Genomic DNA, 26,137 nt, shown 5'->3' on the forward strand with positions numbered 1-26,137 from the left:
ATGTTAGCATATAACTCGCAGTCAATACATTTTAAAAATTAATGATAATAAAACAACAAAATCAATTTGATCAGCTTATCGAAAGAATTAAAGCTCACAATCAAATTACTATAGATACTGAATTTTTTTGGGTAAGAACGTATTTCCCAATACTTTGTTTAATTCAAGTATCTATCGATGATGATGTTTTTCTAATAGATACTTTAAATAAAGATATCAATTTTACTGCTTTGACAGATGTTTTTGAAGAAACAAATATCCAAAAAATTATGCACTCCGCTGCAAATGATATTCCAATTATTAAACATTTCTTGAATTGTAAAGTTAATAACATTTTTGACACTCAAGTTGCAGCAAATTTTCTAGGTTATCAGAATCAAGTTTCTCTAAAAATATTATTAGAAGAAGCCTTAAATATCTCTATCGAAAAAGAAGAGCAGTTTTCTGATTGGCGAAAAAGACCTCTTTCTGAACAACAAATTGAATATGCTATAAATGATGTTAAACATCTATATTTATTAAAAAATCATTTAGAAGAACAGTTAAACAATAATCAATATGCAGATTATTTCTATGATGAAATGAAAACTATTTGTAACAACTCTGAATTTACAAATCCAAATGATGCATATTTAAAAACTGGTAATATCCAAAAATACTCAGCAAAAACTCAAAGAAATATAATATTACTTGCGAATTGGCGTGAAGCAACAGCTCAACAAAAGGACATTCCTATTAGGTTCCTATTTGATAACAAAGATTTATTCTCAATTGCTACTCTTAATCCTAAAAGTTTTGATGATTTTAAAGATCACCCCTTATCAAGATTAAAACCAAATTTAAAAAAACAAGTAATAGAAGTTCTTAATACTAAAGAAGATATTTCAGTATTAATAAAATCTAAAAAAAATCCTATAAAACTCGATGAAGACTTTCTGGAAAAAACCATCTCTTTCTTTGAATCAGAGGTGGACAAATATACTATCAATAAAACATTTATCGCCTCTAAAAAAAATATTAAGTCTTTAGCATATAACTTAAAATTGGAAAATGAATTTTCTAATAACAAACTATTAGAAGGCTGGCGTTATAAAGTAGTTGGAAAATCTTTAAAAGAGTATATATTAAAACACATGGTCTAATATATTTATTCTTTCTATGCGTATCCCTACTATTACTAGAAATTCTAAACTCTTCCCTGTCGTTCTTGCTATCTTTGCAGCCTTACCTCCTTTAGCAATTAATACCTATGCTCCTGCTATCCCACTTATAGCAGATAACTTCGGTGTTACAGATGCCGATGTTTTAGCAACATTCACTACATATTTTATTGGATTTTCATTTGGTATGCTTTTCTGGGGAGCTGTTTCTGATAAATATGGTAGAAAAAACATAATTTTAATTGGTACTTTTATTTATGTTATTAGCACTATTCTTTGCTCATTAAGCACTAGCTTTAAAATGCTTGAGTCACTAAGGCTTATACAAGGCTTATCTGACTCTGTGGGTGGAGTTATAGCATTTTCTATAGCTAGAGATTGTTATAAAGGTCATAAGCTCACTAACATGGTTGCAACTATAGTAATAATAATGCTTGTTGCTCCAATAGTTGCTCCTATTATAGGCACAGTATTAACATATACTACTAATACATGGCAAAGCTCATTCCACTTTCTAACCTTATACGGCGTGATTCTATTAGTATTTGCTTTAATGATAGAGGAAACATTAAACAAAGATAATAGACAAAAGAGTATTAAAGAGATTATCCCTAGTTATTTTAGTCACCTTAAAAATCCAGGATTTATGTTAGCTACTATAGCATCTGGCATGGCATGGACAGTTTTATTTATGTACATAGCTTCAGCTTCTATTATTTATCTAAAAATCTATAATACAGGACCAGTTTTATATTGTATTTATTATGCAATGGCAGTAATAGCATCAATTATGGCAAATTTACTTATTAAGCGTCTTTCAAGTCATGTAAATAGTTTAAAATATACAAATATTAGTATTTCACTTTTGATTATCTGTTGTTTAGGACTTTTTATCATTTCTAAATTCAACTTAGATAATGCTCTAAACTATACAATCTTTATGTGTATTCTTTGTTTGTCTGTCTCTTTTACATGTACGATATTATATTCTTTCTCAATGAATGTAGTTTCTCATAACTTTGGAACAGCAAACTCAATTTCAAATTTCCTTAAAAACATGATAGCTGGTGGAGGTGCTCTAATCATTAGTTATTACCATAGCACCATCTTAGTAAATATAGTTTCTTTTTATCAATTATTATTTATTATTCTTTGTATGTTATTAGTATTAACTATCTATCAACTTAAAATTAAAACCTCTATTGATGAGGACTAGATAATAGCCTTTTATAATGCTACAATTACAGCCTAATTTTTAGACCAAATTTTAATTAAAAGTATTAGTTATGGAATATAGAAAATATATATGTATAGTGTGTGGCTTGATATATGATGAAGCTGAAGGTTGGCCAGAAGATAATATCGCTCCAGGCACTAAATGGGAAGATGTCCCTGAAGACTGGGAATGCCCAGATTGTGGTGTTAGTAAAGAGGAATTTGAACTTCTAGAAGAATAGTTTATCTTTTCCAAAAATGTCTTCTCAAATTTTCCAAAAAGTCATCTTCGATAATAAACCATTTATTATTATGAGAGACGATTTATCTCACCCTATATTATCTGGAAATAAAGCAAGAAAGCTAGGATTTATTTTAAATAATCCAAATCACTTTTCTCATATAAAAACTATTGTGTCCTTTGGAGGAAATCAATCTAATTTTATGCTAGCTCTATCTCAACTTGCTAAGTTGAAAAAATGGGAGTTTCATTATTGGATAAAACCTTTACCCAAATTTTTAAAACAACAAAAATTAGGAAATATAAAATTAGCTCTGGATAATGGCATGCAACTTTTTGAAACCCAAGAGGAGTTAAGTCTACATTCTATAAAACATCTCTATAAAAACTTTGATAATAGCCTTTATTTTTTTGATCAAGGAGGTCGTCAAAAAGAAGCTGAAGAAGGAATAAAGGATTGTGCTGATGAAATATCTCAGTACTGCCAAAGCAATAACATAACAAACTATAGCGTTGTTATAGCCTCTGGAACCGGTACTACAGCTCTTTTTCTAGAAAAGTATTTGCCAAATAAGGTATATACAGTTTCCTGCGTTGGATGTGATGACTATCTTAAACAACAAATACTAAATGTAGATAACAAAATTAACATCCCTAAAATATTATCAAAACCTTTTAAATCTAATTTTGGCAATCTTGATTTTGAAAACTATAAAATATATAAAAACCTACTAAAACAAACTAATATTGAATTTGACCTTCTCTATGATCCTATTGCATGGAGAGTCTTATTAGAAAACTATCACAACCTACCTAAACCAGTTTTTTATATTCATTGTGGAGGTGTTAGTGGAAATCTATCTATGATAAAAAGATATGAAAAACAGCTTACTTAAAAATTGGATCATCTGATGGTTCATCTTTCAGCTTTATATTAGCTATGATAAGTGCAGCAAGACCTAGTAATAACTCTATAATAAATATAAATAAATTAAACTCATGCATGAAACTTATAACATCAGAAAGTAAGACTAAAATAAAAATAGACTTTCTACCTAGCTTCTTTGCTCTCAAGTAACATATGTAATATAACACTACCATAGCTAGGATATACAAAATTGATAAAAAGAAATTTGTATTTGTACTATGATTTAAATAAAAACGCATATCATAAGCTGCATACAAATATATACTCAAAAGAATATAAAGAAAATTAAATACTAATGTTTTTGCTAAAAAGCTATTTAGATTATCTAAAAAGCTATTTTTAACTCTTATAAAGTCTTTTTCTTTTTTTATTTTATCCCTACGCTTTGACCATTCTGGGATATTTCCTTTACTCATTTCAATAAAAACTCTCTAACTTAATTACCTTAAATCCTACATCTATTTTACAAAAAACTCAATAAATAGAATTTGCACTAAACACTCTTCTTTATAAGATAAAAACCACTATAATAAGAATGTATTAAATATTAGAGGAGATTAGTTGTGTTTAGAAAATCTATTTTCAAAAGAACTTTACTAGCTTTAGGACTTATGACAATTCCAGCTTTAAGTAGTGCTACTGTTGTATTTGAAGCTCAACTTGATGATGAACTTAGTGACACTTTATATTTTGGTAGTGCTGCCTATTTGGATACCAGCTGTAAAATACTTAGCTTAAACAGTGATAAAGTTGCTGTTTCATGTGATGTTTCATTTGGTACAGGAAAAATAGCAATTCCAATATTAAACAGTTCAACAAATAAACAGGTAACTCAATTATTAGTTAGTGATCCACTTATAGGCTCTGCAACAATTTCCCTACGTGATCCTAATAATTATGATTTTGTATCTTATTGTGATACTTCTGGTCAATGTACTAATGATCCAATTACTAGATATTACCTACTAGCAAACCCTATTGATGTAACTCCTAACTATCCTGGTCAAGAAGCGACTATAATTGTTAAGCGTGTATAATTGTAATAGCTATTTTATAATCTGTATCTAAATCATATTTCTTTATACATTCTTTCTTCTGCAGATCAAATATGTCTAATGACTTTACATCAATAAATAAACCCTCTCCTAAAGCTTTAACATATGACTCTTTAATAGTCCAAACATCATAAAAAAACTTTTGTTTGTTAACATTTCCTATTAATGATTCAAAATATTTAATTTCCTCAATAGACATAACTTCTCTATATAAAAGATTTATATCTATATTATTTTGTGTGTTTTCTATATCTGCACCTAATTCTTTAACTGAGTTAGAAATTGCTACTAGAATATATTTATCACTATAAGAAAAACTAAATTTGAATTTATTGTCTAGCAAAAAAGGTCGCTTAAAATCATTATAATCAAAATTTAAAAATCTTTTTTCATAACCATTTTTTTTCAAAAATTTATAAAGAAAACATCTAGATAGTATTCTTTTATAACGATCATAATATTGTTTATATTTATATATTTCAGATAACTCTTTTTGATTAATACAACTAAGGTCTAAATCATACTTCACATGGGAGTCAATGATATAAATATCATAGTCTTTTTCAATTATTTGTTTATAGCACTTAATTAACAATTTTGAATTATACTAATAGAATTACTATTAGAAATAATACCTAGATTAAGTTTTTTTACTAGTTGCCTGAATAATTTAATTAGATACATTTTTTTTATATTTAGTCTATAATTGTCCTGAATTTATAAAATAATGGACTCACAATGATCAATAATTTAAGGAATATTGCAATTATAGCCCATGTCGACCATGGTAAAACAACACTTGTTGATAAACTTTTACAACAGTCAGGAACTTTAAAAAATAGAGGCCCTGATGTTGAAAGAGTAATGGACTCTAATGACATAGAAAAAGAAAGAGGTATTACAATATTAGCAAAAAATACTGCTCTAAAATGGAAAGACTATAGAATTAATATAGTTGACACCCCAGGACATGCTGACTTTGGTGGTGAGGTTGAGCGTGTACTTTCAATGGTAGACTCTGTTCTTTTACTTGTTGATGCTGTTGATGGACCGATGCCTCAAACAAGGTTCGTAACAGAAAAAGCTTTTGCAAAAGGATTAAAGCCAATTGTTGTTATAAATAAAATAGATCGTGATGGCGCTAGACCAGACTGGGTAGTTGATCAAGTTTTCGACCTGTTTGATAGACTTGGTGCTACAGATGAGCAGCTAGACTTTCCTATTATTTATGCTTCAGCTATTAATGGCTGGGCAACTAATGAGCTTGATGAGAAAAAAGAAGATATGACAGACCTTTTCAACACAATTATTGAGCGTGTTGAGCCTCCTAAAGTTGATGAAAAAGGTCCGTTCCAAATGCAAATATCTTCACTAGATTACTCAAGCTTCTTAGGAACTATTGGTATTGGTCGTATTCAACGTGGCAAAGTTAAAACTAATACTCCTATTACTCTTATAAATAAAGAAGGTAAAACTCGTAATGGAAGAATCCTTCAAATACTAGGGTATATGGGACTAGACCGTGTTGAAGTTCCAGAGGCACAAGCTGGAGATATCGTTTGTATTACAGGCATGGAAGGTTTAAATATTTCTGATACACTTTGTAGCCCAGAAAAAGTCGAAGCTCTCCCAGAGTTATCAGTAGATGAACCAACTATTAGTATGACCTTTCAGGTTAATAATTCTCCTTTTGCGGGTAAAGAAGGTAAATATGTAACCTCTCGCCAAATCAAAGATCGTCTAGACAAAGAATTACTTACAAACGTAGCGTTACACGTTGAGCAGCTTGAAGATCCTGATAAATTTAAAGTATCTGGTCGTGGAGAACTCCACCTTTCTATCCTACTAGAAAATATGCGTCGTGAAGGTTTTGAAATAGCTGTATCACGTCCTCATGTTATTTTTAAAGAAGTTGATGGAGAAATGCATGAGCCTTATGAGCAAGCAATCATTGATGTAAATGAAGAGTACCAAGGCACTGTAATGGAACGCATGGGTCTTCGCCAAGGTGAATTAAAAAACATGGAACCAGATGGCAAAGGTCGCGTAAAACTTGAGTTTATAATACCTTCTCGAGGGCTAATTGGTTTTTATACAGAGTTTTTAACTATCACATCTGGCTCTGGTATTATGAATAAAGTTTTTGACCATTATGGACCTATGAAAAAGCAAACTCTTGAAACTCGTCAAAATGGTACCTTAGTCTCTATAAATAATGGTAAAGCCGTAGCATTCTCTATTTTTAATTTACAAGAACGTGGGAAGATGTTTGTAACACATAATACAGAAGTTTATGAAGGTATGATCGTTGGAATTCATAATCGTGATAATGATCTAACTGTAAATATAACTAAAGGTAAACAATTAACAAATATGCGCGCATCTGGTAAAGATGAAGCTCTAACTCTAGTAACTCCAATCAAGTTAACTCTAGAATATGCTTTAGAGTTTATTGAAGATGATGAATTAGTAGAGATCACTCCTAAAAATATTAGATTACGTAAAAAACATCTTACAGAGAGTGATAGAAAAAAAGCAAGTCGTAGTTCTTTATAAAAAATTATAATATTTCATCTCCTACATATCTTCTATAACAATTAATTTTAAATTAATGCAAAATATATAATAAATTTGCTGTAAATAATCTTGATTTAAAGTAGCAAAAAATTATATTATTGCGCCTGTATTTAAATTAGATTGATTTAATTCTATATTCCAAATAGGAGAAAATATGAAAAAATTAAGAAAAATATCTTTTATCACTATGTTATGCATGGGTACTGCTGGATTTGCAAATGCTAACTGTGTACAAGATGATGCATCAGCAGGTTGGACAGGTAGCTTAACTTTCCATTGTACAGAGGATACTGATCTTGTTAAAAACCCTATTTCTTTTAAAGTATCAAATGGCATTAAGGTAAGTTCTATGTGGGGCTTGCCTGGTAATTCTCAATTCACTCAAGATGGGGATACTATCTCTGTAACAGTTAAAAAATGGTGGCCTGATGAAGCTTACGTTGCACAAGCAGGCCAATACTATACTTTATCATTCTCACCAAATACAAATAATTTTGCTATTAGTGGATTCTCTATCAATAGCCAAGATGGTGGTCAAGAAGCTTCTAAAGCTACTATAAAAATAAACCTTCCTCAAAAACCTCAATTCATCGGCACTAGCAAAGCTAATGTAATTATTTACAAAGATGGTGTTAAAGTTGCGGAAATGAAAGATACTGCTTGGGGCTCTTCTCAAAGCTTTGAAGCTGAAGGTAACGTGGGCTATACAATTAGCGTACCAGCACTTGATAATGCTACAGGTAGTGCTACTCCATCTAACTTTACTACTACTGGTGGACAAACTCAAGAAGTTAACATTCAATACACTGCTCCTCAAGTAGATTATAAAGGAAACATAACTATAGTAGCATCCACTCCAGATTCTACCACTAAAACTCCTAGCTTTAATCTAACTGATGAGCAAGGAAACATTATTAAACAAGGAAATTTAAACTTTACTTCTCCTATAAACTTAGCTGACATTCCTACTAATGCAAATGGTAGACAATATCAGTTAACTGTTGATGGATATGCTGAAAATGGTTTTAACTATACTGCTAAACCAGTTTCTGTAGTTGTTAAGAATACTGAAACAACTGAAGCTAAAGTAGAATATACCAAAGAAGCCATGCCTACTGAGAAAGTAAGTGTCGAAGTTAAAGGTATTCCTAGTGGAAAAAGCTCTACTTTAACATTAAGAAGTGATAGTGGTAAAACCATTACATCAGAACTAAATGCTGATGGCTTATCCTCTATAGATGTTCCTAAAGATGGTGAAAATTGGGCTATCACAGCATCTTCATTTGATGGTTATAAAGTAGCTGTTTCTCCAGCAAATTTCACAGCTAACCAAAATGCACAAAATATTACTATAACTTTCACTGAACAACAAAAATCTACTCAAGATGAATTCATTACTGGTTACTGGGAAAACTGGAAACCTGCTCAACAACCTCAATCAACTGATATGGGTAATCCAGCTCATTATAGTACTGATGTTGCTCCATATACACACGTTGTTTACTCATTCTTAACTTTAGCTAAAAATCCTAATCCAGACAACCCATCAAATACTACTTGGGATGGAAGTGCTATTTATGAATCTATGACAGCAGGCGATGTTATTAAATTTATGAAACAATACCCTGAAGGAACTGCTAACTGGGAACGTACTGATAATTGGATGAGAGTTAGAGTCGATGCTTTAATTAAAGCTACTCATGATAATAACGGTAAATTCATCTGGGCTATTGGCGGATGGTCAGATCTACAGCAAACTATTTCTACAAACCAAGTTGACAAGCTTGTAAGCATGATTGTAGATTTACTTAAAGTTTCTGGTGATGGTGTTGACTTTGACTGGGAACACTTACATCAACTAGCTGATGGTAGCAAAAACCCAAATGCTCAACAACAAACTGCTGCTTTAGCAGAGGTTTTATTAAAACTTCGTCAAGCTCTAGATAAAGCTGGTTTACAAGATAAACAAATTGGTTATACTACTCGCTTTAATGCTTTTATGGCTGATAGTAAACAATATGGCTTCCCAGGATTTAATTCTGATGGCGAAGGCTTAGCAATAGACAACTGGTTAAAAGCTCATGGTAGTTCTTTAAACAATGTTGTTGATTTCGTAAATATAATGGCTTATGACGTTGGACCTGAATATATGCCAAATGGTCAAACTTGGAATATGAATATTTACAAAAATGTATTAAGTACTTTTGGCGCTCACGTTGATAGCAGTAAAGTTGTTCTAGGTTTTGAACCAGGTGGACAAGCTGCTGGTGGACAGTGGGAAGGTATGACTGTTGATAAACAAGCAATTGACTATGTAGCTAACAATGGTTATGGCGGAAGCATGTTCTGGGCAATAAACCAACCTCCATATAATAGTACTGAAAACACTGGCTTAAATTCTGATAAGCTAGCAAAATATTCTCAAGATAAATTCTCTAATAATTAATTCTTATATTCTTTTGATATCTATTACATCAATCATTCAACTCATAATAATGCAATAGATAAACTATTCGCTATATTTTTAATCTCGAATTTTTATATATAACAAGCTAAAATAAACTTGTATTTATACAATTAAAGGATATAAAAATATGCAACACTCAGAAGGTTTTTTAAAAATAGTCAATGATGCAAAATCTAGAATAGAAGAATGCAATGTAGATGATATATATAATATGAATCAAAATGGAACTTTGGATGGTCTTCTAATAGATACTAGAGAAGAATCTGAGTTTGCTAAAGGTTATATTCCTAATGCTATACATATTAGTAAAGGAATCATTGAATCAGTAATAGAAAATACTATTCCAAACAAAAATCAAAAAATGTATTTTTATTGTGGAGGCGGATTTCGTTCAGCTTTAGTAGCAGATAGTTTAAGACAAATGGGATATAAGAATGTAATCTCTGTAGATGGAGGATGGAGAGGCTGGAACTCAAAAAACTATCCAATTCAACAACCTCAAGATAGTATTCCAAAGGAATTTATAAAGCTTGTTAATGATGCTAAATCTAAAATAAAAGAATGTTCTTCTTCTGAACTTTACAGCAAAATTCAAAGCAACCAATTAGATGGCATAATAATTGATACTCGTGAAGACTCTGAATTTGCAAGATTTCATATCCAAGGAGCAACTCATCTTAGCAAAGGCCAATTAGAAGTGAAAATAGAAAACCTTGTTCCAAATAAAGATCAAACACTATATTTATATTGTGGTAGTGGCTATCGCTCTGCTTTAGCAACATCTAGTCTACAAAATATGGGATATAAAAACGTAATTTCAATATCTGATGGAATACAAGGCTGGATAAAAAACAACTATCCTTTAGTACAAAGCTAAGGAAATATAATGTTTAGAATAGGTCATGGTTATGATGTTCATAGATTTACAGATGCAAAGCAAAATATAATAATTGGTGGAATTGAAATCCCATATGAATATGGTCTAGAAGCTCACTCAGATGGAGATGTTCTTACACATGCTATATGTGATGCTTTATTAGGTGCTTTAGCTTTAGGTGATATCGGCAAATTTTTTCCAGACACTGACAAAAGATTTAAGAATCAAGACAGTAAATATTTCTTAAGAGAAATAAAAAAGATGTTAGATAATGAGAGTTACAAAATATCTAACATTGACTGCTCTATAATAGCTGAAGCCCCTAAAATGCTACTTCATATAGAAAGAATAAGATGTTGTTTAGCTGAAACTTTAAATATTAATATTTCTCAAATAAATGTTAAAGCAACTACTAATGAAAAATTAGGACATATAGGTAGAAAAGAAGGCATAGCAACTCATGCAGTATGTCTCCTATATAAGAATTAATCTTTAGGTAAACTTTCTAAATATTCTACAATTTCACCTAGCTCAGCCTGACAAAATAAAACACCTATATCATTAGGACCTAATTTATCTAAGATATATTTAACGCCATCAAGCTCTTTATGAACTAAATGAGTTTTATTCACAGTATCAAAGCCTTTTTTAGCTAAGTCTTCTTTAATAGCTTTTGGCAACTCCCCTGGCTCTGCTCCTCTTAGATACTTAACAGTCTCTTTTAGGACAACAAAATCAACTCCATGTTTTAAAATCACATCATTTATTGGGCTGATAATATTCTTTCTGTCACCTGTTGTGCCAATAAGTAAATATTTTTTACCACCTTTATAATATGCTTGAACCATAGTTAATAGAGCATCTATAGCAGCTTCATTATGACCATAATCAAGCACAACAGTTTTACCTTCAACTTCAAAAAAGTTTGCTCTACCTGGATTTACACTAGCATCATTAACATATGTTTTCAAAGCTGATGTAATAGTATCTAAGCTAACGCCAAGTTTAAATGCTAAAGCAATAGCCAACATAGCATTCTCTACATTATGTTTTGCGAAACCTTTAATTGTTATTGGTGCATCAACAATATTTAACAACTCTTTCTTAACACCCTTATCAACCCAACAAAATTTACCATTTTCAACGATACTAGCATAATCAGCATTTGCTAAATAATAATTCATATCGTGATTCTCTGGATGCTGAGTAACAACAATCTTTTTACACTTTAATGTATCAAAACGTTGTTTCATATATTTATCATCTAAATTGATAATAGCATGTGAATTCTCACCCATTGTTCTAAAGACAATAGATTTTGCTTCAGCTAACTCTGCAACTGTCTCAATTCCATCTTCACCTAAATGGTCAGCTGAAACATTAGTAACCGCTGCTGCATTAGCAAATGTTTCTATAAGGCCTCTTTTTAAAAGACCTCCTCTAGCAGATTCTAATAATGCTACTTCAACTTTTTTATTTGTTAACACAAACTGATGCCCTGTAGGACCAGAATAGTCACCTTCATCAATCAACTCATTATTAACTTTTACCCAATCTGTTGAAGTATAACCAGTTAATTTACCAGCATATCTACAAATAAAATCTGTTAATCTTACTGTTGTTGTTTTACCGTTTGTCCCTGTTACGATAATAGCTGGAATATCATAAATATCACTCCAAGGGATATTATCAAAATCAACATTAGATAAATCAACTTCATAACTTCCTTTACCTGAACCTATAAAGGCCTTGTTCTTTTCTCTAAAAACATTAAAGCCTTTACTTTTAGCAAGATCATACAATTTACGATAAGTTAGATTTTTATCTTCATTAATTAATGGCAAAAGCTTTGCTTTTGCTTCTTCTATAGATTTTGCACAGCCCTTTTCAACAATTTCTCTTGCTGACAGCCAAACAAAATCTATAACATCACAAGCTGGCATAGTTATATCTACAGGGGCTATGAATGCAAGTCTAACTCCATTGCGAAAAAACTTATGAGTTATCTTAATATCTTTCCAACCTAAAGCTGGTAATATTCTTTCAGCTTCCTTATAAAAAAGCTTTGTCATTTCATCTTTATTATCTTTTAGAGGAACATCTAAAACCGTACCTGTCTCTTTAAAAAACAAATTTGGTCCGACTAATCTTCTAGAATAACCTTCTGGCATTGACATATATAAATCCTCTTTGCTAATCGATTTTTACGAAAAACATTATCTCAATTTTAATTAGTCTGAATCCTCATCAAAAGATGCTACTCTTACTCCGCTACCATCTGATATAATTCCTGCTTTTATAACTTCAGAAATTTCTCGTGACAAGCTTGGATCTTGAGCAATTACTGACGCAGAAAAAGGTTCATGAGTTTTAGTTTTTACTTCTCCTTTTTCAATTTCATCATCTTCTCTATTGAAGTAGATAATTTGCTTCCACGTTCTTTTTAACTTATCTGCAAAGATAGTAACTAAATCACCCTCTTCAGCCATAGATAAAGCAGCATTCACAGCTTCGACCTCATCTTGAATTATTTGAATATTTTCTGCTGGAACACCTGCTTTAATAAATCCAGCCTTTAACATCTCTGGAACTTCCTCAGGCCTTCTACCTCTTAAATTATCATCTCTCTTACAGATAAAATAATCAAAATGTGGCGCTGCAGCTTCTGCTAATTCATAAATATCTTCATCCCTTCTATCACCAGGAGAAGCAATCACACATATCTTTTTACCTGTAAATTCCATACTAGAGATCATGTGGCCAACCAATTTAATAGCCGCAGGATTATGTCCATAATCCATTAAAACTTTAAAGTTATGCTCTTCAAACCAGTTCATGCGCCCTGGCGCTTGATAGAATGAAGTTACAAAAGTTCTTAAACCATCTCTAATATTATCTAATGACATTCCCATACTATAAGATATAGCAATTGCAAACATAGAGTTCTGAACATTATGAATTGCTTTACCTTCCATAGTAGCAGGTATTAAATGTGTCCATAGAACTGGAATATGAATATGATTATCAAAAATTGTGATCATATCACCATTTACACCCTTTTCTATAACTACTGCTTTACCACCAGCTCTAATATGTTGTCTAACTAAAGCATGTTCTGGGTTCATTGTTACATAAAAAATGTTTTTCGCTGTTACTTTAGCTGACATTTTCAAACAGTGTGGATCGTCGGCATTTAAAACAGCTACATCTTTAGCTGCTTCAACAACAACACTTTTAACTTTAGCCAAGTCTTCTAAAGTGTTAACTCCTTTTAAACCTAAATGATCAGAAGCTATATTTAAACAAGCTCCCACATTACAGTAATCATAGCCCATACCACTTCTTACAAGACCGCCTCTAGCTGTTTCAAGAATAGCCATTTCAACTGTAGGATCTCTTAAAACCATCTGAGCAGATGCAGGGCCTGTTGTATCACCAGAAACAGTAAGTTTGCCATTAATATAAATACCATCTGTAGTTGTAAGACCAACAACTTTACCAGCATTTTTCCACATATGTGCAACCATACGAGAAGTAGTTGTTTTACCATTAGTACCAGTTATAGCTGCTATAGGAATCCTTGCATTACCTAACTCTTTAGGGAATAACATGTCAACTACTGCACCAGCTACATCTCTTGATTGACCTTCACTAGGTGCTACATGCATTCTAAATCCTGGAGCGGCATTACATTCACATATTGCCCCACCTATTTCATGATATGATTGAGCAATATCATCGATCAAGAAATCCACACCACCAACATCTAGGCCTATAGCACGAATAGCTCTTTCAGCCATATCTCTATTATCTGGATGTACAATATCAGTTACATCTATAGCTGTACCACCTGTAGATAGGTTAGCTGTAGATCTCAAATAAAATATTTCACCTTCTTTTAAGATAGTGTCTTTATTATATCCTGCTGCTTTCAATAATGTATTTGCTTGATAGTCTAGCTCTAAAATAGTTAAAACCTTCTCATGCCCAATACCCCTTCTTGGATCTTGGTTAACAATTTCTACAAGCTCTTCAATTGTGCTCTTACCATCGCCAACAACATGTCCAGGTACTCTTTTTGCAACAGCTACAAGCTTACCATTAACCACAAGCATTCTATGGTCGAAACCTGTTGCATATTGTTCAACTAAAACATATCTAGAAACTTTACTCGCTTCGACAAATGCTTCTCTTATTTCTTCATAAGTGTTTAAATTAATAGAGATCCCTCTACCATGGTTTCCATCTAATGGTTTAACTACTAATGGAAAGCCTAATTTCTGAGCAGCTCTAAGTGCATCAGCTTCTGTTCTGACCATTCTTTGTTGCGGAACAGGAAGACCGAGAGCTCCTAAAACTTTATTTGTTTGCTCTTTATCACAAGACATTTGAACTGCGATATTAGTAGTTTGACTTGTAATAGTAGCTTGTATTCTTTGTTGATATTTACCATGACCAAACTGAACTAGTGATTGATCATTTAGTCTTATATAAGGAATATCTCTTTTCTTAGCTGCATCAACTAAAGATCCAGTACTTGGACCAAATTCTTTACTTTGTGCAAACTTAATAAACTTAACTTTTTCATATTCAAAATCAAAATCATCTGACTTATAACCAACTTCTTTTTGAAGTTGCTCAGGAAGGATTGAAAGTAAAAGCTCTTTAGCTAATTCCATAGCTCTAAGACCGACATCTTTTTGCTTGTACTCATAAACCAGATTATAATGACCTTCTTCGCCCGTACCTCTAGTTCTACCAAAAGTAACATCACTACCAGCCATAGATTGAAGTTCTAATATAACGTGCTCCCAAACATGCCCCATCCATGTCCCTTCATCTTCTCTCATGCGTCTAATGAATCCACCCTCTTCACGATATGAGCACCCATGCTCTTTAAGACCAGGTAAACTTTCTACTAGCTTATCAATGAATTCCTGCCCTATTTTAGCTGAAGGCCATTTTTCTAAAACTCCTAAATCAATTTCACTTCTTATAACCGGGAAATTGGCATAGATATTTGGACCAACATAGACATTCGTAGCTAATACTTTCATGTAAACTCCTTAACACAATTTAAAGCATAAAATATACTTAATATTCATATTACTAGAAAATTTATAAAAATTTCTATATTTTTTTAATATCTGAAAAAAATTTAATTCCTTGAAAAAACTTATGAAATATGATTTTGGTCTTTTAGCTATAGGTGATGAAATCACTGATGGTGATATAATAAATACAAATACAGCAGCTTTTGCTTCATTTTTAACGAAACTTGGGTTCAAGGTTGGTAATCATATTTGTTGTGATGATGATAAAAATAGTATCTTCAAAGCTATAGAATACTTAATTAAAGACCACTCTAATTTAATGACTATTGGAGGACTAGGACCTACAGAAGATGATATAACAACAGAATCTATCGCAGAATTCTTTAAAAAATCATTGTTTACTGATGAAAAAACTTGGAGCGAGCTTAAAAAAAGAATGATAGAAAAATATAACAAAATTCCAAAAAATAACCATAAACAGGCAATATTTCCTGAAGAAGCTACTATAATAAGAAATTTAAATGGGACTGCAAATGGTTTTAGACTTGAGTTCGCAAATAATAGATTTATTTATGTTTTCCCAGGACCGCCCAAGGAGTGTATCCCTATGTTAGAGAAATTAAATTTTAATAAAAAACCTTCTTCTAAGCAGATTATACGTCAGACATGGAAAGTATATAATATTGGAGAAAGTTTTCTTGCAGAGAAATTAGATATTATTAAAGATGAATATTCCTTTGTAACATTCAAATATCGAATTGCTGAAGGTTTTATAGAACTAAAATACTTCTATCCTCAAGGATGCCCTCATAGTAAAGACATAATAAACAAAGTTGAAAAATTACTGGAAACGCATTTAAGTTTAGATAGTAAATAATAGCTGCTCTTTTTTATCAATAAAAATAGAATCTACTCTATATGACATTAATCTTTTTACATCCTCATCAGATTTAGCTGAATATACAAAGATTTTTTTAAAAAGTTTTTGAAGTAGATGAACCCTTTCTTTATTCAAAAACTGAAAGTTTATAGCTAAACCAATATAGTTATCGCTATCAAAATCCTCTTTCAACGTTGTTTTAATATATTCCTCTTCAGCTTCCCAATTTTTTATTTCATATAGTTTTGCCTTAGCATATAGGGAATCGTCTTTAAGCTTCTTCATAACAAAATTTGAAAAACTCGATAATAAAACTCTATTCTTTAGCTCAGGATATTCAGAAAGTAAATTTAAGATTTTATTAACAATCTCCTCTTGATATTTTTCATCCTCATTATTTATTTTAATCTCTAAATTAGTATTTATAGAGATATCTTTAGCCCATTCAAAGTATTCTATCAATGTAGGAATTCTTGCCGGTTTAAAATTAGAATCAATTAGCTCTATTTTTTTTAATACTGAAATATCAGTTTGAGTAACATCTAAATCAACTAAACCTAACCTTCTTGTGGTACGATCATGAAAAATAAATAACTCTCCATCAGAACTCATTTGAACATCAAGCTCTATCCATTTAAAACCAAACTCATATGCTAGTCTAAAAGCATCCATTGTATTCTCAATAAAGTCTGTCTTTGTACCTCTGTGAGAAATAAACTTATCTATTTTCATATTCTAAAACCCCAAAATTAGAAAAACTAATGTATTATACTGCAGCTATGTAAAGTGTAAAAATACTATTTTTCTACTAATTAAATAATCTAAATATTTAGCGTAGAATTTTTTCAAAAAAATAAATCATGCTATAATTTAAAGCAATACCTAAATCATATGATAAATAATGCTAAATAGTCCTCATATTGACAGAAGACTTATGTCTTTTTTGCTACATAAAAAGCTTATATCAAAAGAGCAATTAATTAATGAAGTTAGCGATACAAAAGAATTAAAAAACACTGGTCTATTTAAGTATTTAGTAAGTCATGAACTAATTGATAATAAAAAATTTATGATTGAAGCTGCTAATTTACTTAGACTTCAATACATAGACCTTTCTGTCATTAATGTAAAACACTTAGAAAACGCTTACTTTGATTTAGAATTCTGTAAACAACATTCTTGTCTTCCTTTATTTACGAAAAAACAGTCTATATTTATTGCAATAGCAAACCCTATAGATAGCCAAGACATCTTAAAAGAATTAAGAAATAAATATAACAAACCTTTTATTGCAATAGTTGCTGAATTTAATCTGATAAATGAAAAAATAGAAGAGTTTAATGAGCATTTAAAAGATGAGGGAAAAGCCACAGACGCAAAAGATACTCTTGATGACAAAATGAAAAATGTTGAACTAGATGTTGATCTTGTTGAACATGGCGATGATTTAAAGGGTGATGATATTATTGGAACCAATGATGATGAGGCTCCAATAATTAGATTTATAAACAACACAATAGTTGATGCAATACAAAAAGGTGCTTCAGATATTCATTTTGAGCCTTATGAAAAGGTTTTTCGTATAAGATATAGAATAGATGGACTATTAATAGAAAATTTTAGCACTACTAAAAACCTTGGACCAAAAATAATTTCCAGACTTAAAATCATGGCTAGTTTGGATATTGCCGAAAAAAGAATTCCTCAAGATGGAAAGTTTAAAATATCCTTATCTAAAGAAAAAGCTATAGATTTTCGTGTAAGCTCATGCCCGATAAACTTCGGTGAAAAAGTTGTACTTCGTATTATTGACTCTAGTAGCACCCAAATACCTGTTGAACAACTAGGTTTTGCTGAGCATCAGAAAAAAATATATCTAGATGCCATAAGTCAATCACAAGGCATGGTACTTGTAACAGGCCCTACAGGTTCTGGTAAAACAGTAACTCTATATACCGGTATCAATATTTTAAATAAACCAGAAAAGAATATCTCTACAGCAGAGGATCCAGTAGAACTTGCAGTAAAAGGAGTTAATCAGGTTAACGTAAATAATAAACAAGGTCTAACATTTGCTGCCGCTTTAAAAGCATTTTTACGTCAAGATCCAGATATTATAATGGTTGGTGAGATTAGGGATATAGAGACAGGATCTATAGCAATAAAAGCTTCTCAGACTGGTCACTTAGTATTATCTACTCTACATACAAATAGTGCCCCTGAAACACTAAACAGATTGGTTGATATGGGATTACCAAGATATAATATTGCTACTTCAGTAATTTTAATTATAGCACAAAGACTTTCTCGTAGAATTTGTCCAAAATGTAGAATCCCTGACACAGAAACTAAGTTTGACTTAATAATAGAGGATAGCGGAATAACAGAAGAGATAGTAAAACCATTTGGAAAAAGCATAAAAGAACTTAAAGAAGCAACTATTTATAAAGCAAATCCTAAAGGATGTCCAAGATGCTTTAAAGGATATAAAGGCCGACTTGGTTTATATGAGGTTATGCCTGTATCTAGAGCTATCTCAAGAATGATTCTAGATGATAAAAATACTATGGAAATTGCTGAGCAAGCACAAAAAGAAGCCGTTTCAAACATAAGACAATCTGCTTTGATTAGAGTTGCTGAAGGATTAACAACTCTAGAAGAAATATATAGAATAAGTTAAAGGAAAAATAATGTTTTTTAATAAAAACAATACGCCAAGAATTGATTTTATAACCTTTAGTTATAAAGGAAAATTACGAAATGGTAAAAAAACCAAAGGCGAAATTGATGCAAACTCAAAAGAGCTTGCTGAAGCAACTCTTCGACAAAAAGGTTTTACAGACCTAAAAATAAAAAAACAACCTAAGGACTTACTACCAAAAAAAATATCTTATAATGATATAACAGGTATGACTAGGCAATTAGCCACTATGACTAAAGCAGGAATTCCTATAGTAAAATCATTTGAAGTTTTTATAATGGGAATAAAAAAACATCTAAAACTTAAAATGCTTGTTGTTGATCTAAAACTATCAATTGAAGGGGGTGAGTCTCTTTCTCAAGCGCTACGGAAATATCCAAAGATTTTTGATAAATTATATGTTGGTCTTGTAACTGCGGGTGAAGAATCTGGTAATTTAGATCTAATGCTAAGTAAAATTGCTGATCAAAGAGAAGCGTTACAAAGCATTAAGAAAAAAGTAAAAAAAGCATTATCTTATCCAATCGTAGTCTGTGTTATTGCTGCTGGTGTTACAGGTATCCTCCTTACTTTTGCCGTTCCAGCTTTTTCTGCTATGTTTATAAATTCTGGAAAGCCTTTACCTGCGATTACACAAATTACAGTAAATGCCTCTTACTTTATGCAAGACTCCTGGTGGAAAATAATTCTAGTTATTTTTATAACTATGTCTGTATTTAAAAGTTTAAAATTTAAGTATCCAAAAATTCAAGTCTACCAAGATCATTTTATGTTAAAAATACCTATCATTGGTGAGGTCATTTTTAAATCAGCATTAGCTAGGTTTGCTAGTACATTGGAAATAACAACTCAATCAGGGATGAGTTTAACTAGAGCTTTAGACATGGTTGCCCTCTCCACGGGTAATGCTAAATATGACCAAGCTGCTTTAGATATTAAAAAAAGCATTAGTGAAGGAACATCTTTTAAAGAAGCAATAGAAGAAACTGGTGTATTTCCATTTCTTGTAGAGCAAATGGTCTCAGTTGGTGAAGAGTCTGGTGCCCTTGAAATAATGCTAGGAAACCTTAATAGGGTATATCAAGAAGAGGTAGATGTATTAGTTGAAGGTCTTAGCTCAATGTTAGAACCCATAATCATGGTAGTTCTTGGTGGTGTAGTAGGCTTCTTAGTTGTTAGTATGTATATGCCTATGTTCCAAATGGGAGATGCAATATAAGGACTTTATATATTCTTTTATTTATATATCCACTTTGCCACATCCAAAGCACTATAAGTAAGAATTACTTTTGCTCCAGCTCTTTTCATAGAAGTCAAAATTTCTAAAGTAATAGCTTCTTCGTTAATTAAGCCCTGTTGTGCTGCAGCTTTTACCATAGAATACTCACCACTAACGTGATAAGCAGCTATTGGCAAATCAACCTTATTATTTAACTCATTTATTATGTCTAAATAACTAAGAGCGGGCTTCACCATTATAAAATCAGCTCCTTCCTCTATATCCAATAAAGCTTCTCTTATTGCTTCTTTTTTATTTCTATAATCCATTTGATATGTCTTTCTATCTCCCTTAGGGGAAGAGCTACATGCATCACGAAAAGGCCCATAAAATGCCGAAGCATATTTAACAGCATAAGACATAATAGCAACTTTAACAAATCTCATAGAATCTAAAGCTTGTCTCATAGCAAGAATCATACCATCCATCATACCACTCGGAGCAACTATATCAGCTCCTGCCTCGGCATGAGAGATTGCGGTTTTCTTCAAAATCTCTAAAGTTCTATCATTATCAACATACTCAACTTCATCTAGAATTCCACAATGTCCATGCGGTGTATAGCCACATAAACAAACATCTGTAGCAACAATAATATTAGAGTTTAACTCTTTAATTTTTATCACAGCCTGTTGTACTATGCCATTTGGATTGTAGTTCTCCGAAGCCTCTATGTCTTTAATCTTTGGAACACCAAAAATCATAATACTTCTAATACCAGCTTTTTCTATATTACCTAAAAGCTCATCTAGTCTATCTACTGACCAATGATATTGCCCTGGCATTGATGAAATCTCTTTCTTTATATTTTTTCCATGAACTATAAATATTGGATACATCAAGTCATTAATACTTAATCTTGTTTCTGCAACCATTTCTCTTAATGATGGAGAGTTTCTTAACCTTCTAGGTCTACTTATAGGAAAACTCATAGCTACTTCCCTACTTTTTCTTTTTATTATCAGGTTTTTTTCTATACAAAACTAAGATATTGCCTATTATTTGTATAAGCTCACATTTTGTTTTACTAATTATTTCAGTAGAGAGTTCTTCTTTATATTCTTTTGGTGCTCTAAAAGCTTTAACTTTAATAAGCTCATGTGAGTTTAAAGCGATATCTATCTCATTTAGAACATTTTCTGTAAGTCCTTTTTCTCCTATTAAAACTACTGGCTTAAGCTTATGAGCGAAACCTTTTAATTCTTGCTGTTTCTTTACATCCATCATTATCTTACCTTATCCTACTATTTCTAATAATAGGTTTTCTAACACTAATTCTTTATCTACATTTTTAAAATTACTAAAATATTCTTTTGCTTTTAGAGTTTTTTTATACAAATTAAAGCTTTCTTCTAATTTATGTTTAGCTGCCAAATGCTTTATTACGGACACTCTGTCATAATTTGACAAAGTCGACTCATCTAACTCTAGATTATAATAATAAATATCTATCAAAATACTTAAAAGCCAATACAAAGCTTCTTTATAATTAGGACTAACTTCCTTTAAAAAATTTCTAATACTCATTTGTCCAACTAAAGTTAAGACAAGATGACTTCTAATCTGCCAAAATATTGTATCTAATTTAATTCTTGCGATGATATTAACATCATTCCTCGCCATTCTCATTGACTTAGCTATAGCATCTTCAGACATATCAAAAGTATATTTTAAATAATCTATTTTATCTTTTTCTGTAAAAAAAATATCATATGTCAGTGATCTACTTTTAACAGTATCCAAAATCTCATAATAATCATTAGTAAACATTAGAAAGAAAGTATTCTCTGTAGGTTCTTCTAATGTTTTTAACAAAGCATTTGCCGCAGAATCATTTAGTAACTCTAATTTCTCTATAATTATAATTTTAGCGCCGTTATTATGACCTGCTAACTCACAGTTTTTGATAATTTTCTTTACTTCAGCTAGTTTAATTTCATCATTATCAATATTAGCAACAGTTATATAAGCAGAATCATTATAATTATCTATTTTTCTATCTAATAAAACAGATGATAAAGAATTGATAAATCGATCAATTAGAATAGCATCTTTAACTCTAAAAATAAAAGAGTGATGAAGAGTCTTGGTATTTTTTTGCTCAAAGATTTTATCTAATAAAACCTGATGTGACTCTAATTGGAACATTATATTACATTACGATTATATAAAATGTTAGCAAACACTCTTTTAATTAAAGCTAATTTAGATTTTATAAAACCTTTATCTTTTTTTCTTACAAAACTTATCTCATATGCATCTATATCTTGTCTGAAATAATCTATAATATAATCATCATATGTTTGGATTTTATCAACCAACCCCAATTCTAAAGCATCTTTACCAAACCAGTGTTCGCCAGTAGCAACTTTCTCAATATCAAGATTTGGTCTATATGTAAGAATATGTTTTTTGAACAAGTAATGAATATTCTGTAAATCCTCTTTAAATTTTTCTCTACCTTCTTCAGTATTTTCACCTACAGTAGTCAAAGTTCTTTTGTATTGCCCAGAGGTATGCATTTCTACGTCTACACCATGTTTTTTAAGCATATCTCTAACATTTGGTACAGTCCCAACAACACCTATAGAACCGACAATTGCAAAAGGTGAACAAATTATTTTATGTGCCACTGAAGCCATCATATAGCCGCCACTTGCTGCTATTTGATCAATACAAACAGTAAGGTTAATACCTGCTTGTCTAATTCTTTCTAGTTGTGCCGCTGCAAATCCATAACCATTTACAACCCCACCTGGGCTGTCAACTCTAACAATCACTTCATCCATAGTTTTTGCTATAGATAGTACAGATGATACTTCTTCTCTTAAACTTTCTACTTGAGATGCTTGCAGATCGCCTTTAAAAGTTAGCACAAATATTTTTTTAGTCTCACCAACATCTTCTTTTGATAATTTCTTCTTCTGCTCTTTTCTAAATTCTTTATACTCTTTTTTATCTAATACTTCTAACATGAGATATTCTTGAGCTTTTTTATATCTCTCACCAAGCTTACTTAATTCAAGTTTTCCTTTTGAAGCCTTTACTTGATGCTCTTTACTTTTTGCTAGCAAAGAGAAAAATATTACTAGAATAAAAGCTATAGCTATAATAAATGCTAATAAATATAAGTTAAAATAAAAAAAATCTACAAAATTGCTATACCACATAATTTACCTTGTCATCGATGCTCTTAGCGTTTTTAATAAAGAATCATTAGCATTACCTTTAAAATATGCTTTTTTTATAGATTCTCTAGCAAAAATTCTTTTCTTATAATCAAATATTGCCCCATAAGACTCATCTATAATAAAACCTTCTGCTTCAAGATAAAGCATCATAGCTGCTAAATAACAGTCCGCTAAAGTAAAAGTTGAAGATATAAAAAACTCTGATTCAGCAAAAACACCTTCCATAGATTTAAAGCTATCCTCTAAATCTTTGAATATATTTTTTAACTTAGTTTTATTTCCCCTATTTTTCTTTACTTCTGCTAAAACTGTATACCACTCAGCATCTATTTTCTCTAATGCTAATCGAACTTTAATACGATCATGAACTATACTTGGTAAAAGGTTTGGTGCAGGGAATCTCTCATCTATATAAATCATAAGAGCTTTTTTATTATCAACTGAATAATCCTTCTCTTTTAATACTGGTAATGTTCCTTTTGGAGAAATTTTCTTCAAAATGTCTGCTGATAAATCACTTGCTTCAACAACATCAACATTCATTCTTTTCTCTGCTAATGCTATTCTTGCTCTTAAAGAATATGGGCAATATTTTGCTGTATACAGTGTTACTTTCATTTGATATAGGCCTTTAATAAAAGATTAATGATTAAAACAAGTAATCTTCTCTGTTATAATCAAAATATTAATAATCTAACCTACAATTTTATCATATTTGTGGATAACTACAACATAGACTCTGAAGGCTTTTTATTAGATTTTAATTCTTGGGATATAAACTTTTGTAAACAGATAGCCGATCAAGAAGGAATCCAGCTTTCTGATAAGCATTTTATAATTATTAATTTCCTGAGAGAATATTATAAAAAGAATCATAAATCACCTGCTGTTCGAGAGCTAGTTAAATCATTAAAAGATAAATATGGTAATGAGATAGGTAACAGTTTATTTTTACAAATATTATTTCCTGTATCCCCAGCTGTTCAGGCTGCGAAATTAGCAGGATTACCGAAACCTAAAAAATGTATTTAAAGAGGAGATTTAAATGAGTGAAAAAGTATTCTGCAAAAAGTATAATGAAGAGCTTGACTCTATACCATACCAGCCATTTCCTGGTGAATTAGGTGCTAGAATAAAAAAAGAAATTTCAAATAAAGCATGGCAATCTTGGCTTTCGCATCAAACAATTTTAATTAATGAGTATCGTTTAAACTTAATGGATCCAAAAGCTAAAGACTTTTTAAAAGAAGAGATGCAAAAATTTTTATTTGAAAATATAGAAGAAAAACCTGGTCAATTTTCAGCTACTTAACTCTTTTATAAATATATTTTGGATTTATAGTATCTGCTAAAAGCTTATTTTCAAAATCAATCCTAAGCAATATACCTACTGTATAACACATAATAAGTAAACTACTACCTCCATAACTTATAAAAGGTAAAGTTAAACCCTTTGTCGGTAATAAACCAGTATTTACCCCAACATTTACAAAAACCTGAAATGCTAACCAAAAGCTTATTCCATAAGATAAAAATGCCTGATAGTATCTTTTTAACTGATATGCATTCTTTGCTATATTTATGGCTTTTATAACAATAAATAAATAAACAGCTAATAAGATCATAAGCCCTATTATTCCAATTTCCTCTACAATCACTGACGTAATAAAATCAGTATGAGCTTCTGGTAGAAAAAACTGTTTTTGAATACTATTACCTAATCCATCACCAAACCACTCTCCTCTACCAAATGCGATAAGTGCTTGTACAAGCTGATAACCAGAATCATTAGCATTTTCCCATGGATGTAAGAAGCCAGTAATTCTATGCATTCTATAAGGTGAGATTACAACTAAAGTAGCTGCTGCCATTACCATCATCCCCAATAATAATCCATACCAGCGCACTTTATTTCCTGAAACAAATAGCATCCCCATAACACATATAGAAATAACCACTGTAGAACCAAAATCTGGCTGCATTAAAAGTAATAAGGCAATACAGCCCAGCATACTTATTGGAGTTAAAATACCTTCTTTAAAATTAGACATTTTCTCAAGATTTGTTGCGATATAACCTGAGAAAAAAATTATTGCCAATAACTTAGCTAATTCAGCAACCTGAATATTAATTATAATTAAAGGGATCCATCTTCTAGCACCATTCACACTTTTACCTATTCCTGGAACTAAAACTGCTACTAAAACAATAAGCATTATAAAAAAGAAAGCATTATGATTTTTTTCGTAGTTCTTTGTTGGCACAAGTAAAGCTAATAAAAATAGAAAAATAGAAACAACAGCAAAAAAACCTTGTCTAATAGAATAATAGAAAGGATTATTATAATCATCCATAGCTACAATCATAGATGCTGATGTAACCATAATCCAACCGAATGCTAGAAGTCCAAGCATCGCAAAAACTATAGATATATCTATTTCTAATTTAGCTTTTACTCTTTCTCTTTTTGCATTATGGTTAGTGAGCCAAAGCTTTAATCTATATAGCACTT

Annotated in this window: 25 protein-coding genes; 14 read left to right on the forward strand and 11 right to left on the reverse strand. The window is 31.0% G+C overall.

Features of this window, described 5'->3' with window-relative positions:
- Positions 1-41: 41 nt before the first annotated feature.
- From DNK87_RS02655 to DNK87_RS02670, 4 genes are all read left to right on the forward strand, one after another.
- Complete coding sequence (locus tag DNK87_RS02655; protein ID WP_119330334.1) at positions 42-1,142, forward strand: ribonuclease D; 1,101 nt, start codon at positions 42-44, stop codon at positions 1,140-1,142.
- 22 nt (positions 1,143-1,164) lie between these two features.
- Positions 1,165-2,376, forward strand: coding sequence for a Bcr/CflA family efflux MFS transporter (locus DNK87_RS02660; RefSeq protein ID WP_119330831.1), 1,212 nt, complete (start codon positions 1,165-1,167; stop codon positions 2,374-2,376).
- Between the two features lie 70 nt (positions 2,377-2,446).
- Entirely contained in the window at positions 2,447-2,617 is a 171-nt protein-coding gene (locus tag DNK87_RS02665) for a rubredoxin (RefSeq protein ID WP_119330333.1), read from the forward strand.
- Between the two features lie 16 nt (positions 2,618-2,633).
- A complete protein-coding gene (locus DNK87_RS02670) occupies positions 2,634-3,512 on the forward strand; it encodes a 1-aminocyclopropane-1-carboxylate deaminase (protein WP_119330332.1) in 879 nt (292 codons plus the stop codon).
- On the opposite strand, the gene DNK87_RS02675 is transcribed toward DNK87_RS02670, so the two are convergent.
- The gene (locus tag DNK87_RS02675; protein WP_119330331.1) at positions 3,505-3,960 is read right to left on the reverse strand and encodes a hypothetical protein; all 456 of its coding nucleotides are present in this window, start codon (positions 3,958-3,960) and stop codon (positions 3,505-3,507) included. The genes DNK87_RS02670 and DNK87_RS02675 overlap by 8 nt on opposite strands.
- Before the next feature lie 147 nt (positions 3,961-4,107).
- Between DNK87_RS02675 and DNK87_RS02680 the strand changes: the two genes are divergently transcribed.
- Complete coding sequence (locus tag DNK87_RS02680; RefSeq protein ID WP_119330330.1) at positions 4,108-4,581, forward strand: hypothetical protein; 474 nt, start codon at positions 4,108-4,110, stop codon at positions 4,579-4,581.
- On the opposite strand, the gene DNK87_RS02685 is transcribed toward DNK87_RS02680, so the two are convergent.
- Complete coding sequence (locus tag DNK87_RS02685) at positions 4,568-5,128, reverse strand: 4'-phosphopantetheinyl transferase family protein (RefSeq protein WP_159240193.1); 561 nt, start codon at positions 5,126-5,128, stop codon at positions 4,568-4,570. The genes DNK87_RS02680 and DNK87_RS02685 overlap by 14 nt on opposite strands.
- Before the next feature lie 209 nt (positions 5,129-5,337).
- Between DNK87_RS02685 and typA the strand changes: the two genes are divergently transcribed.
- The 4 genes from typA to ispF all read left to right on the forward strand — a co-directional run bounded on the left by typA (position 5,338) and on the right by ispF (position 11,009).
- Complete coding sequence (gene typA / locus DNK87_RS02690) at positions 5,338-7,155, forward strand: translational GTPase TypA (protein ID WP_119330328.1); 1,818 nt, start codon at positions 5,338-5,340, stop codon at positions 7,153-7,155.
- A 175-nt stretch (positions 7,156-7,330) separates the two neighbouring features.
- Positions 7,331-9,622, forward strand: coding sequence for a glycosyl hydrolase family 18 protein (locus DNK87_RS02695; protein ID WP_119330327.1), 2,292 nt, complete (start codon positions 7,331-7,333; stop codon positions 9,620-9,622).
- A gap of 148 nt (positions 9,623-9,770) precedes the next feature.
- Entirely contained in the window at positions 9,771-10,520 is a 750-nt protein-coding gene (locus tag DNK87_RS02700; protein WP_119330326.1) for a rhodanese-like domain-containing protein, read from the forward strand.
- 6 nt (positions 10,521-10,526) lie between these two features.
- A complete protein-coding gene (ispF, locus tag DNK87_RS02705; RefSeq protein ID WP_119330325.1) occupies positions 10,527-11,009 on the forward strand; it encodes a 2-C-methyl-D-erythritol 2,4-cyclodiphosphate synthase in 483 nt (160 codons plus the stop codon).
- Here ispF and DNK87_RS02710 read toward each other — a convergent pair.
- Both DNK87_RS02710 and cphA read right to left on the reverse strand, forming a co-directional pair.
- On the reverse strand, positions 11,006-12,697 hold the full coding sequence (locus DNK87_RS02710; RefSeq protein ID WP_244614593.1) for a Mur ligase family protein: 1,692 nt from the start codon (positions 12,695-12,697) through the stop codon (positions 11,006-11,008). The two genes, ispF and DNK87_RS02710, sit on opposite strands and share 4 nt — an antisense overlap.
- A 54-nt stretch (positions 12,698-12,751) precedes the next feature.
- On the reverse strand, positions 12,752-15,577 hold the full coding sequence (gene cphA, locus DNK87_RS02715; protein WP_119330324.1) for a cyanophycin synthetase: 2,826 nt from the start codon (positions 15,575-15,577) through the stop codon (positions 12,752-12,754).
- A 121-nt stretch (positions 15,578-15,698) separates the two neighbouring features.
- On the opposite strand from cphA, the gene DNK87_RS02720 reads away from it, so the two are divergent.
- Positions 15,699-16,451: a competence/damage-inducible protein A gene (locus DNK87_RS02720; protein WP_119330323.1), complete on the forward strand. Its 753-nt coding sequence runs from the start codon at positions 15,699-15,701 to the stop codon at positions 16,449-16,451.
- Here the strand turns inward: DNK87_RS02720 and DNK87_RS02725 are convergent.
- Complete coding sequence (locus DNK87_RS02725; RefSeq protein WP_119330322.1) at positions 16,437-17,186, reverse strand: glycerophosphodiester phosphodiesterase family protein; 750 nt, start codon at positions 17,184-17,186, stop codon at positions 16,437-16,439. The genes DNK87_RS02720 and DNK87_RS02725 overlap by 15 nt on opposite strands.
- Positions 17,187-17,355: 169 nt before the next feature.
- Between DNK87_RS02725 and pilB the strand changes: the two genes are divergently transcribed.
- The gene (gene pilB, locus DNK87_RS02730; protein WP_119330321.1) at positions 17,356-19,134 is read left to right on the forward strand and encodes a type IV-A pilus assembly ATPase PilB; all 1,779 of its coding nucleotides are present in this window, start codon (positions 17,356-17,358) and stop codon (positions 19,132-19,134) included.
- Between the two features lie 10 nt (positions 19,135-19,144).
- Positions 19,145-20,374: a type II secretion system F family protein gene (locus tag DNK87_RS02735; RefSeq protein WP_119330320.1), complete on the forward strand. Its 1,230-nt coding sequence runs from the start codon at positions 19,145-19,147 to the stop codon at positions 20,372-20,374.
- A gap of 17 nt (positions 20,375-20,391) precedes the next feature.
- Here the strand turns inward: DNK87_RS02735 and hemB are convergent, their stop codons facing one another.
- From hemB to DNK87_RS02760, 5 genes are read right to left on the reverse strand one after another with little or no spacing between them, the layout of a single operon-like run.
- On the reverse strand, positions 20,392-21,366 hold the full coding sequence (gene hemB / locus DNK87_RS02740) for a porphobilinogen synthase (protein ID WP_119330319.1): 975 nt from the start codon (positions 21,364-21,366) through the stop codon (positions 20,392-20,394).
- Between the two features lie 10 nt (positions 21,367-21,376).
- Positions 21,377-21,658 carry a ribosome assembly RNA-binding protein YhbY gene (gene yhbY, locus DNK87_RS02745; protein ID WP_119330318.1) on the reverse strand — a complete coding sequence of 94 codons (282 nt, stop codon included), beginning with the start codon at positions 21,656-21,658 and terminating at the stop codon, positions 21,377-21,379.
- A 12-nt stretch (positions 21,659-21,670) separates the two neighbouring features.
- Positions 21,671-22,582, reverse strand: a complete 912-nt coding sequence (locus DNK87_RS02750; RefSeq protein WP_119330317.1) for a DNA polymerase III subunit delta' C-terminal domain-containing protein — start codon at positions 22,580-22,582, stop codon at positions 21,671-21,673.
- The gene (gene sohB, locus DNK87_RS02755) at positions 22,582-23,604 is read right to left on the reverse strand and encodes a protease SohB (RefSeq protein WP_119330316.1); all 1,023 of its coding nucleotides are present in this window, start codon (positions 23,602-23,604) and stop codon (positions 22,582-22,584) included. Before sohB ends, DNK87_RS02750 begins: the two co-directional genes overlap by 1 nt.
- 3 nt (positions 23,605-23,607) lie before the next feature.
- Entirely contained in the window at positions 23,608-24,243 is a 636-nt protein-coding gene (locus tag DNK87_RS02760; protein ID WP_119330315.1) for a glutathione S-transferase N-terminal domain-containing protein, read from the reverse strand.
- Positions 24,244-24,342: 99 nt separating this feature from the next.
- On the opposite strand from DNK87_RS02760, the gene DNK87_RS02765 reads away from it, so the two are divergent.
- Both DNK87_RS02765 and DNK87_RS02770 read left to right on the forward strand, forming a co-directional pair.
- Positions 24,343-24,657: a TusE/DsrC/DsvC family sulfur relay protein gene (locus tag DNK87_RS02765; protein WP_119330829.1), complete on the forward strand. Its 315-nt coding sequence runs from the start codon at positions 24,343-24,345 to the stop codon at positions 24,655-24,657.
- Positions 24,658-24,670: 13 nt separating this feature from the next.
- Entirely contained in the window at positions 24,671-24,937 is a 267-nt protein-coding gene (locus DNK87_RS02770) for an oxidative damage protection protein (RefSeq protein ID WP_119330314.1), read from the forward strand.
- Here the strand turns inward: DNK87_RS02770 and ftsW are convergent.
- Positions 24,930-26,135, reverse strand: a complete 1,206-nt coding sequence (gene ftsW / locus DNK87_RS02775) for a putative lipid II flippase FtsW (RefSeq protein ID WP_119330313.1) — start codon at positions 26,133-26,135, stop codon at positions 24,930-24,932. The genes DNK87_RS02770 and ftsW overlap by 8 nt on opposite strands.
- Positions 26,136-26,137: the final 2 nt, after the last annotated feature.

This window comes from Pseudofrancisella aestuarii, assembly GCF_003574475.2.
GTDB classification, from domain to species: Bacteria; Pseudomonadota; Gammaproteobacteria; order Francisellales; family Francisellaceae; genus Francisella; species Francisella aestuarii.

Excerpts from the sequence above, each read along its gene's own strand:
- DNK87_RS02655 (WP_119330334.1), top strand. The coding sequence starts at position 42 with ATGATAATAAAACAACAAAATCAATTTGATCAGCTTATCGAAAGAATT.
- DNK87_RS02665 (WP_119330333.1), top strand. The coding sequence starts at position 2,447 with ATGGAATATAGAAAATATATATGTATAGTGTGTGGCTTGATATATGAT.
- DNK87_RS02670 (WP_119330332.1), top strand. The coding sequence starts at position 2,634 with ATGTCTTCTCAAATTTTCCAAAAAGTCATCTTCGATAATAAACCATTT.
- DNK87_RS02675 (WP_119330331.1), bottom strand. The coding sequence starts at position 3,960 with ATGAGTAAAGGAAATATCCCAGAATGGTCAAAGCGTAGGGATAAAATA.
- typA (WP_119330328.1), top strand. The coding sequence starts at position 5,338 with ATGATCAATAATTTAAGGAATATTGCAATTATAGCCCATGTCGACCAT.
- DNK87_RS02695 (WP_119330327.1), top strand. The coding sequence starts at position 7,331 with ATGAAAAAATTAAGAAAAATATCTTTTATCACTATGTTATGCATGGGT.
- DNK87_RS02700 (WP_119330326.1), top strand. The coding sequence starts at position 9,771 with ATGCAACACTCAGAAGGTTTTTTAAAAATAGTCAATGATGCAAAATCT.
- DNK87_RS02710 (WP_244614593.1), bottom strand. The coding sequence starts at position 12,697 with ATGTCAATGCCAGAAGGTTATTCTAGAAGATTAGTCGGACCAAATTTG.
- cphA (WP_119330324.1), bottom strand. The coding sequence starts at position 15,577 with ATGAAAGTATTAGCTACGAATGTCTATGTTGGTCCAAATATCTATGCC.
- DNK87_RS02720 (WP_119330323.1), top strand. The coding sequence starts at position 15,699 with ATGAAATATGATTTTGGTCTTTTAGCTATAGGTGATGAAATCACTGAT.
- DNK87_RS02725 (WP_119330322.1), bottom strand. The coding sequence starts at position 17,186 with ATGAAAATAGATAAGTTTATTTCTCACAGAGGTACAAAGACAGACTTT.
- pilB (WP_119330321.1), top strand. The coding sequence starts at position 17,356 with ATGCTAAATAGTCCTCATATTGACAGAAGACTTATGTCTTTTTTGCTA.
- DNK87_RS02735 (WP_119330320.1), top strand. The coding sequence starts at position 19,145 with ATGTTTTTTAATAAAAACAATACGCCAAGAATTGATTTTATAACCTTT.
- hemB (WP_119330319.1), bottom strand. The coding sequence starts at position 21,366 with ATGAGTTTTCCTATAAGTAGACCTAGAAGGTTAAGAAACTCTCCATCA.
- yhbY (WP_119330318.1), bottom strand. The coding sequence starts at position 21,658 with ATGGATGTAAAGAAACAGCAAGAATTAAAAGGTTTCGCTCATAAGCTT.
- DNK87_RS02750 (WP_119330317.1), bottom strand. The coding sequence starts at position 22,582 with ATGTTCCAATTAGAGTCACATCAGGTTTTATTAGATAAAATCTTTGAG.
- sohB (WP_119330316.1), bottom strand. The coding sequence starts at position 23,604 with ATGTGGTATAGCAATTTTGTAGATTTTTTTTATTTTAACTTATATTTA.
- DNK87_RS02760 (WP_119330315.1), bottom strand. The coding sequence starts at position 24,243 with ATGAAAGTAACACTGTATACAGCAAAATATTGCCCATATTCTTTAAGA.
- DNK87_RS02770 (WP_119330314.1), top strand. The coding sequence starts at position 24,671 with ATGAGTGAAAAAGTATTCTGCAAAAAGTATAATGAAGAGCTTGACTCT.